Source organism: Actinomycetota bacterium (assembly GCA_036280995.1).
Lineage (GTDB): Bacteria > Actinomycetota > CALGFH01 > CALGFH01 > CALGFH01 > CALGFH01.
Genome location: DASUPQ010000357.1, coordinates 1 through 2,612, shown reverse-complemented (window position 1 = coordinate 2,612; position 2,612 = coordinate 1). Strand labels below are relative to the sequence as shown.

At 73.1% G+C, this 2,612-nt stretch carries 2 protein-coding genes; both read right to left on the bottom strand.

Annotation, left to right across the window (positions count from 1 at the left end; genetic code table 11):
* Positions 1-277: 277 nt before the first annotated feature.
* Positions 278-910, bottom strand: a complete 633-nt coding sequence (locus VF468_12085) for a phosphatase PAP2 family protein (GenBank protein HEX5879036.1) — start codon at positions 908-910, stop codon at positions 278-280.
* A complete protein-coding gene (locus tag VF468_12080) occupies positions 903-2,246 on the bottom strand; it encodes a diacylglycerol kinase family protein (GenBank protein HEX5879035.1) in 1,344 nt (447 codons plus the stop codon). Before VF468_12080 ends, VF468_12085 begins: the two co-directional genes overlap by 8 nt.
* Between the last annotated feature and the right edge of the window lie 366 nt (positions 2,247-2,612).

Below are 2,612 nucleotides of genomic sequence, written 5' to 3'. Positions count from 1 at the left end.
GCCTGTTCAGTGATCCCAGCATGTCGCTGAACAACACGGTGGCCAGCATGCGGTCGGGCGCAGCCGGTGGCCGGACCCGGTGAGGAACTCGGCCACTCGTCCAGGACCTGCGAGGCGTGCTACATACCTTGCCCTACGACGGCAAGGACAGGAGGTCGCTGTCCCGGCCGACCCGGACATCGTGACACCGCCCGCCTGAAGTGGTTGCTAGGGCTACGCACGCTGCTCGACTACAGGGCCGCCTGGCTGGCACGCCACCTGGCCGCCGGGCTGCTGCTCACGGCGCTGCTGACCCCGGCCGAGATGGGCTGGCGCTCCGGCGCATCAGGATGCGGCCGCTGTAGCGGACGGCGACGGCGGCGCCGGTCCCCATGAGCGAGCCGACCAGCACATCACCCGGATAGTGCACGCCGGTGTGGACCCTGGAGTAGGTGATGGCGGCGGCCAAGGCGTGCAGCGGCAGCCACGCCAGGGGCAGCTCGTCGCCGACCGCCGTCGCGAAGGCAAAGGCCGAGGCGGAGTGACCAGAAGGGAACGACGTCGAGCCGGGCATCCTGACCATGCGCCCTGTCGGCACGTTCACCCCGGCCCGGTCGGGACGGGCCCGCCTGAGCAGCCCCTTGCCCACGAGGTTGGCTGTCGCCGAGGCGAGCCCGATGCTTGCCACCCCCAGCAGCGCGGCCCTCCGTGGCCGGCCCGGCTTGAGCATGAGCGCCGCGGCGATGGCGAACCACAGCTTGGAGTGGTCGGCGGCCGACGACAGCCGGCTCAGGACGAGGTCGAGGCTGGGCGACGGCGTGGCCGCGATCGCCCGGTAGACGGCCTGGTCGATGTGGTCCAGCTCACCGAGAGCGCCGCCGTAGATGGTCGCGGGAGGCGTCGGCCGCCCGCGACCGGCGCCGTCACCCACGGCCGGTGCCCGGCCCGGTGAGGGCCATCTGGCGCAGGCGTTTCCAGTCCATGATGGGCTTGGGATCGGGCACCCCAGGACGGTCACGGGGCACCCGGACCCGCAGGGCAGCCGGCCGGATCGTGCAGCGAACGGGCGTGTCCAGCAACAGCGCCTCACCGTCGACCCCGACCGGGACCTGGGCGGCGTCGGCGTCGACGGTGACCTCGCGCCCGACCAGTCTGGTCAGCCCGCGGGACTGCGTCCCGCGGACAAGGCCGGCCGCCTGGACCGCGCTGCTGACGGAGACGGCGAACACGCCCAGGTTGCCACGGTCCAGCCGGGCCCGACGCCCCAGCCCGGCGATGTCGCCCATCCCATACACGTTGTTGGAGACCAGCACCGCCTGGGGCCCCTCAATGGTCACGTTCGCCGCCCTGGCCACCAGGCGCGGCCCGCGCTGGCCGACCAGCAGCTCAGGGAGCATCTCGGTCGTCGTGCGGCGCTTGTCGTCGCGGTAGGCCGGGCTCTGCACCACCGCTGCATAGGCGCCGAAGGAGGCGTTGTTGACGAACGGGCGGTCGCCGATCACGCCCAGGTCGACCCGCAGCTCCACTCCGTCCTTCAGAGCGTCCAGGCACCGCGAGGGGTCCTCCCGGTCCAGGCCCAGGTCGAGGGCGAAGTGGTTGCGGGTGCCGGCCGAGATGACCAGCAGCGGAATGTCGTGCTCGGCGGCGATGCCGGCGACCAGGGCCTGGGTCCCGTCGCCGCCGGCCACCCCGAGCAGGTCGGCCCCGTCGGCCACCGCCCGGCGGGCCAGCTCGCCCACGTCCACGGTCCCGGGCCCCTCGAGCAGGGCGACGGTGGCCCCCAGGGCCTCGGCCTTGTCCTTGAGGCCGAAGCGGGTCACCTTCCCGCCCCCCGAGCGCGGGTTCATGATCAGGAACGGCCGCCGGGGCGGCGGAACCTCGTGCTCGCGCATCCGCTCGGGGATGGCGTCGCGGCGCAACGCGGCCCGGCCGGCGGCCACGCCCAGCGCCCCCAGCCCCAACGCCAGCAGCGCCACCCAGAGCAGCCGCTCGCGCCGGTACAGCACCAGTACGGTCACCGGGGCCGCCACCGCCAGGGCAATCGCCAGGCCCCGCACCAGGCCCCTGTTGGTCAGCGCCCACCACGCCCCGGCCAGGGTCAGGGCCAGGCCGACCAGCCCGACCAGCACCAAGGCCAGGCTCTGGCGGGGACCGGCCAGCACCGGCGGCACCAGCACGGCGGCGGCGGCGGCCACCAGGGCCAGGCGGGCCAGCCAGCGCTGGGGGACGGTCGCCGTCCCTGGCGTCTCCTGCTCAGTGGCCACCATTCGACTGCGCACCGCCCACTTCCCTCAGCTGCCGGCACCACCTGCAAGCGTGGACGGGGGACGCCCAGCGATGCATCACCCCACACGGATGAGATCCAGGACCCATCCCGGCACCTCATGAGTCGGTACCTCCCCGGCATAGCGGTGGAGGTAGCCCGTCAGGGACGTCCCGTCGGGATCTGGGCCATATGTGAGCCCAGGCAAGCTTGCCAGCCGGGCTGGCCGGGTCGGCGTTCCGGTTCAGCTCCTATGCGGTTGTGGTCCGCCTGCCGGGAAGCTGGTTGCGCTGGCTGGCGCCGGCGACCCAATGGCCGATGTCCAACAGGGCGGCGATCCCGACCCAGAACCAATCCCACCCGATCAACC

Bases quoted from the DNA above. Each gene is read 5' to 3' on its own strand.
- VF468_12080 (HEX5879035.1), bottom strand. From the start codon at position 2,246: ATGGTGGCCACTGAGCAGGAGACGCCAGGGACGGCGACCGTCCCCCAG.